Raw genomic sequence first — 5517 nt, 5'->3', positions numbered from 1 at the left:
GTTGAGCTTCCTAAGACAGCTAGTCCTATTAATAATATTCTTTTCATCGAATTCTATATTTTTTAGTATGGTGTTTTGTATGCTGATTTCGATGAACAGGGCTGTCAACAATCTGCAGAGGTTGATTTGTATCTATGTGAGGAAGAGTGGCTGGCTATTACCTAAAGCGTGATAGCTAGAGGTAATAGCAAATAGGAGGGAGATTAGTTTTTTGAGTTATACATMTTGTCGAAGTGCTTTTGGTTCCAACCGACCATGACTTGGTCACCAATCTTCAACACAGGAATAGAGCGAGCACCCATAGCTTGTAGTTCTTTACGGCCACGTTGCATCTTCGCATTCGTGAGGCGGTAAACGATTTTCTTGGAATCTAGGTATCTCTGAGCATCTTTACAATGTGGGCATTTATCTGCCACGTACAATACAACACGTTTCATTTTAACTTATCTCTTGGTGGTTCTAGGCGAAGTGTAGCGAATCTTAGATGATTAGAAAAGCGTGATCAGTTACACTGTGCGCCTTTAAAATTTCACCTTTTTCGAAATGCATCCATCATTACGCTATATCCAAGGTTACCCAAAGCATATTGTCGACCAAGTAAAACAATTGATTGATTCTGATAAATTGATTCCTTGGTTTGAATCTCGTTATCCAGAAAATCATACGATCAAACATGAGAAGGCCTTATTCGAATACGCGATAGACATTAAAAATCGCTATATGAAGAAAACACCGCCTATCAGTAAAGTGATATACGACAGCAAAATCCACTTAATTAATAATGCTTTAGGGCTTCATAGTTATGTTGCGAAAAACCACGGCGGAAAGATCAAATCGAAAAATGAAATACGTATAGCCAGTATTTTTAAAAATGCGCCAGAGCCGCTGTTGAGAATGTTAGTAGTACATGAGCTCGCTCATATTAAAGAGAAAGACCATGATAAGTCTTTCTATCAGCTTTGCTGTCATATGGAACCGAACTATCATCAACTAGAGTTGGATGCGCGTTTATTTATGATTTACCTAGAATTGAAGAAGTAGCCAGATGAGCCAAGAGAACAATACCAAAAAGACAACACTCAGTTTGGCAAAGAAAAAGCCGACGAGCACGACCAATAGATCGTCGACTGTGAAGTCGAAAAATGGCGAGGCTAAGAAAGAATTCGCTGGACAGAAATCGAGTGAATCTAAAGGTAGAAAACCGGCAGGAAAAGAGACATCAAGCAAAAAGTCTTTTGGTAAGAAAACCGGAGGCAGCAAGCCATCTGCTCATAAACCATTTGCTCACAAACAGTCGGGACAGAATAAAAACCGTGGCCAGAAGAATGGCATCCAGAAAAAAAGTGGGCTGCATCCTCGCAACCAACATAACGGGCGTTACGATCTAGTTGCACTGGCGAAAGCTCTGCCTGAATTAGCGGATCATATTATCAAGAATCCAGTTGGTGAGAGTACAGTGAACTTCTCTGATCCTGTAGCGGTTAAAATGCTCAACAAAGCATTATTGGCACACCATTATGGCGTTCAACACTGGGATATTCCAGCTGGCTATTTATGTCCGCCTATTCCAGGTAGAGCAGACTACATTCACCGAGTTGCTGACCTACTTAACGATGAGTGTGAAGACAACACTTACAACCATAAAGCGGTGGTTGCTCTTGATATTGGTGTCGGTGCAAACTGTATTTACCCAATTGTTGGTGCGACAGAATACGGTTGGAAGTATAAAGGGAGCGATATTGACCCTGTTTCAATCAAAGCGGCAAACTTTATTGCAGAAGTGAACCCTGTATTGAAAGGTAAGATTCGTTGTAAGTTACAAAACAACGTTGAGCATATGTTTAAAGGCATCATTGGCGATAACGAGCGCTATGATGTGACAACGTGTAATCCACCTTTTCATCAGTCTCTTGAAGAAGCTCAGCAAGGCGCACAACGTAAATTAGATAACCTAGCGGCAAATAGAAACAAGAAGCAAGGTATCGATACTCGTAATGCTAAAGGCAAACCGAATAAAAATCAGGAAAAACCTCAGCCAGCTTTAAACTTTGGTGGCCAAAAATCTGAGCTTTGGTGTGACGGCGGTGAAGCGGCTTTCGTGGATAAATTAGCGAAAGAGAGTAAATTGTTCGCAACTCAAGTCCTCTGGTTTACGACACTTCTGTCTAAAAAAGAGAATTTACCGAAATTGCAGAGCACACTTGGCCAACTAGATGCAAAACAGGTAAAAATTGTTGAGATGAGCCAGGGGCAAAAAGTAAGTCGCTTTGTAGCGTGGACCTTCATGGACAAAGCTCAACGCTCAGAGTGGATAGAGCTCAAATAAGCTAAGCTTATTCTATCGATAATTCGGTCACTCGGATGAAAGGCTAGGGAGGTAATGTGGATATTGAAATTTACCTCCCCTGTAAACCTGATGTGGTTTGTGAAGGGCTCGAAATAGCCTTCGCTGTTATCTTTGGATTGGGGGTGTTGGTTTTTATCATTGTGTTATACCGAGAGTATAAGAACATCAATAAGCCAATTTCCAAACGTAAAAGAGACAAACCCGATACTAAACTCAAATAACTACTAATAAGCTTTACTGCCTAACGCTAGTGTTTCTGTACGCTAACTTGTCAATTTATCGAGCTTCGCCTGATATTTCTTCTCTAAAGCGGCATTTCCAGCCTCTCGCTCTAGTTCAACCAAAATCTTCAAAGACGCAACCTGATAACCATATATATTATGGAATTTCATCAATCTGATTCTAGCCTCTGTGTACTGTTTGGATTGAACTTCTAACTTGGCAAGTTGAAGAATGGACAATACGCGAATTGGGTCGTGATCAAGTGCTCGGGTAAAGTAGTACTGAGCTTTTTCATTCTTTCCTGATTTCAGTGCACATAGCGCTGCGTTTTCGTAACTCGCTGAAACTAGGTAGTAATAGGGCTGTTCTATCGCCCTATTGAAATAATTGTCTGCTTTCTCGTACTCACCTTGCTTACACAAAAATGTCCCGTAATTATTCAGAACATTCCCGTTTTTTGAATCTTGCTTTAGCGCCTTCTGATAAGTTTTTCTGGCTTCTTCTGTTTCGCCGACTTGTTCGAAATAGTGCGCCATAGATATTTGAGCGCGATAGTAGTTAGGAGCGTGTTTGATCGCTAATTCGAGATTCTCACGCGCTCTTACCATATTCCCTTGTTCTAGATAACCTAGCCCAAGCGCGATGCGAGACTCTGCCATTTCTTTGGGCGCTGATTCAACTTTAGGTGGACCATCGGTTACAGTGACGCATGCAGATAGAGATAACGCTAAAGTGAGTGCCAGTGATAGCGTACGGGATTTTGAAGGCATGTTTCTACTCCTTGAGAACATAACTCTATGATATGAAATCAGAATATTCAGAGTGATCCCTATTGAAATAGAATGCGACTCACATGGCACAAAAAAGCCGCGATAGTTCGCGGCTAGTTTTATTCTTCAAGTATGCGGAATGAAATGCTAGGAAGTTTAATTATCTTTGGTGAAATTCTCTTCACTAAAAGAATCAAGGTCATAAGGTGTTTGTTGGTAAACACAGTAGTTAAGCCAGTTCGAAAACAGTAGGTGTCCATGGCTTCTCCAGCTAGCAACTGGCTTGTTGTCTGGGTTGTTGTTCGGGTAGTAATTAATCGGGATAACTGGCTCCATTCCTTCACCTAAGTCACGAATGTACTCATTGTGAAGGGTGTGTGAGTCGTATTCTGGGTGCCCAGTGACAAATACATTTCGCTTGTCTTTGGTTGCCGCCAAGTATACCCCTGCAACGTCTGAGGTCGCTAAAATATCAAGGTCGGTATGCTCAGATAAATAATCAGAAGAAAAGTCAGCGTAGCGCGAATGCGGCGCTAGGAAATTGTCATCAAATCCGCGCAATATTGGGTTATGAGGCTGGTGGATCTCATGGTTGTATACGCCAGAGAGTTTGTCTTTACGCGTACGCTTTGGCAAGTCATAAAGTAGCTTTAAACCAGCTTGAGCGGCCCAGCAAACATATAATGTTGAAGTAACATGTTTGTTAGCCCAATTCATTATGGTTTGTAGATGTTCCCAATAAATCACATCTTCAAATTGCACAAGACCAAGCGGTGCACCAGTAATGATCAACCCATCGAAATTACGACCTTTCACCATTTCGAACTGGCGGTAGAAGTTATCTAGATGCTCAGTGGGTGTGTTTTTACTCGGGCGATCGTCGATACGTAGAAGCTCAACATCAACTTGAAGTGGGCTATTTGAAAGTAAACGTAAAAATTGAGTTTCCGTCTCGATTTTCTTAGGCATTAGATTCAGAATCAACACTCTCAGAGGACGAATTTCCTGAGTAGAAGCGCGAGACATTGGCATGATGAAAATGTTTTCTTCACGAAGAACATTGGATGCCGGCAGTTGATCTGGAATACGAATTGGCACAGCTTTCTCCCTAAGCTAGATATTTAGACGTCTATACATCTGAACTTATCGTATATTGATACCGTTGTCGATACAGAATGTAAACTTCTTATCTTTGAATGCACTATTTTTAACAACTCTACCCCCTAGCGTGACAGCTAAATAGATAACATTGAAAGAAAAAACTGACGATTTGGTATAGCATTGGCTAGAGTTCACTAAACATAGCGTCACTAAAAATATTATGCCGAAACTTATTTTAATTCGTGGGCTTCCTGGTTCGGGAAAGTCAACCAAGGCTAGGGGCTATAGCGCTATCCACCTTGAAGCCGACATGTATTTTTTGAATGACGATGGTGAATATCAATTTGACCCTTTGAAGTTACCTCAGGCTCATCAATGGTGCCAAAATCAAGCTGAGCAATACCTAAAGCAAGGTGAAGATGTTGTTGTGTCTAATACCTTTGTGAAGCAGTGGGAAATGACGTTTTACCGTAAATTGGCGAAACGATATAAAGCTCAATTGATAGTGGAAGTATGTCGCGGGCAATATCAAAATATCCACGGTGTGAGTGATGATGTTATCAAGCGCATGAAGCGTGATTGGCAAGAATAAAGAGAAGTGAAAAACAATGGCAAAACGTTCAGTCTTAGTTGAAATGAGCTCCTATGGTATTTATTCCACTTGGGACTCAAAATCAAAACACTTACCTAAAATTCAAGACTTTACTACTGAAGTTCCCGCTGAAATTGATGTTGAGTTTGGCTACATCGTCAATATCAAAAAAGCGAAAGGTGAGAAGATTCGCTATTGTATTTATCATCCCAATATCACAACAGATAAAGGCGAAATACTGGAACCATTTGACGGGGAAGAGTACATCGGAAATAACGATTGGGACTTTTACCTAGGTGATACGATTTGGGCACCTGTTGATAATAAAATAGGGAATTGGCGAATGACGATTGAGCTTAAAGGCAAAGTGATAGCTGACAAAACATTTAACTTGCACGCCAAAGATGAAGGCCAATTTTGGAAGCGTAGAGGCTTTTAGTGTTAGGAAGGAAGCTTACTAGAGAGTTCTAGCAAAACAAAAAGGT

At 40.9% G+C, this 5517-nt stretch carries 7 protein-coding genes; 4 read left to right on the top strand and 3 right to left on the bottom strand.

Features of this window, described 5'->3' with window-relative positions; translation table 11 throughout:
* Nucleotides 1-203: 203 nt before the first annotated feature.
* Nucleotides 204-437, bottom strand: a complete 234-nt coding sequence (locus L4C33_RS19315; protein ID WP_428814030.1) for a glutaredoxin family protein — start codon at nucleotides 435-437, stop codon at nucleotides 204-206.
* 106 nt (nucleotides 438-543) lie between these two features.
* On the opposite strand from L4C33_RS19315, the gene L4C33_RS19310 reads away from it, so the two are divergent.
* Nucleotides 544-1041 (top strand): YgjP-like metallopeptidase domain-containing protein, encoded by a 498-nt coding sequence (locus L4C33_RS19310; protein ID WP_428814029.1) that lies wholly within the window; start codon nucleotides 544-546, stop codon nucleotides 1039-1041.
* A gap of 4 nt (nucleotides 1042-1045) precedes the next feature.
* On the top strand, nucleotides 1046-2326 hold the full coding sequence (rlmF, locus tag L4C33_RS19305; protein ID WP_428814028.1) for a 23S rRNA (adenine(1618)-N(6))-methyltransferase RlmF: 1281 nt from the start codon (nucleotides 1046-1048) through the stop codon (nucleotides 2324-2326).
* Between the two features lie 284 nt (nucleotides 2327-2610).
* On the opposite strand, the gene pilW is transcribed toward rlmF, so the two are convergent.
* Both pilW and metA read right to left on the bottom strand, forming a co-directional pair.
* Nucleotides 2611-3339, bottom strand: a complete 729-nt coding sequence (pilW, locus tag L4C33_RS19300) for a type IV pilus biogenesis/stability protein PilW (protein WP_428814027.1) — start codon at nucleotides 3337-3339, stop codon at nucleotides 2611-2613.
* A 156-nt stretch (nucleotides 3340-3495) separates the two neighbouring features.
* Complete coding sequence (gene metA, locus L4C33_RS19295) at nucleotides 3496-4437, bottom strand: homoserine O-succinyltransferase MetA (protein ID WP_428814026.1); 942 nt, start codon at nucleotides 4435-4437, stop codon at nucleotides 3496-3498.
* A gap of 223 nt (nucleotides 4438-4660) precedes the next feature.
* On the opposite strand from metA, the gene L4C33_RS19290 reads away from it, so the two are divergent.
* Together L4C33_RS19290 and L4C33_RS19285 are read left to right on the top strand one after the other, a co-directional pair.
* Nucleotides 4661-5032, top strand: a complete 372-nt coding sequence (locus L4C33_RS19290; protein WP_428814025.1) for an ATP-binding protein — start codon at nucleotides 4661-4663, stop codon at nucleotides 5030-5032.
* A gap of 16 nt (nucleotides 5033-5048) precedes the next feature.
* Entirely contained in the window at nucleotides 5049-5471 is a 423-nt protein-coding gene (locus L4C33_RS19285) for a DUF3859 domain-containing protein (RefSeq protein ID WP_428814024.1), read from the top strand.
* The last annotated feature ends 46 nt before the right edge of the window (nucleotides 5472-5517 follow it).

This window comes from Vibrio makurazakiensis (genome assembly GCF_050337375.1).
Classification (GTDB): domain Bacteria; phylum Pseudomonadota; class Gammaproteobacteria; order Enterobacterales; family Vibrionaceae; genus Vibrio; species Vibrio makurazakiensis.
Note: the sequence above shows the minus strand (reverse complement) of the source record. Positions and strands in the feature narration are given on the sequence as shown.

Excerpts from the sequence above, each read along its gene's own strand:
- L4C33_RS19310 (WP_428814029.1), top strand. The coding sequence starts at position 544 with ATGCATCCATCATTACGCTATATCCAAGGTTACCCAAAGCATATTGTC.
- rlmF (WP_428814028.1), top strand. The coding sequence starts at position 1,046 with ATGAGCCAAGAGAACAATACCAAAAAGACAACACTCAGTTTGGCAAAG.
- pilW (WP_428814027.1), bottom strand. The coding sequence starts at position 3,339 with ATGCCTTCAAAATCCCGTACGCTATCACTGGCACTCACTTTAGCGTTA.
- L4C33_RS19290 (WP_428814025.1), top strand. The coding sequence starts at position 4,661 with ATGCCGAAACTTATTTTAATTCGTGGGCTTCCTGGTTCGGGAAAGTCA.
- L4C33_RS19285 (WP_428814024.1), top strand. The coding sequence starts at position 5,049 with ATGGCAAAACGTTCAGTCTTAGTTGAAATGAGCTCCTATGGTATTTAT.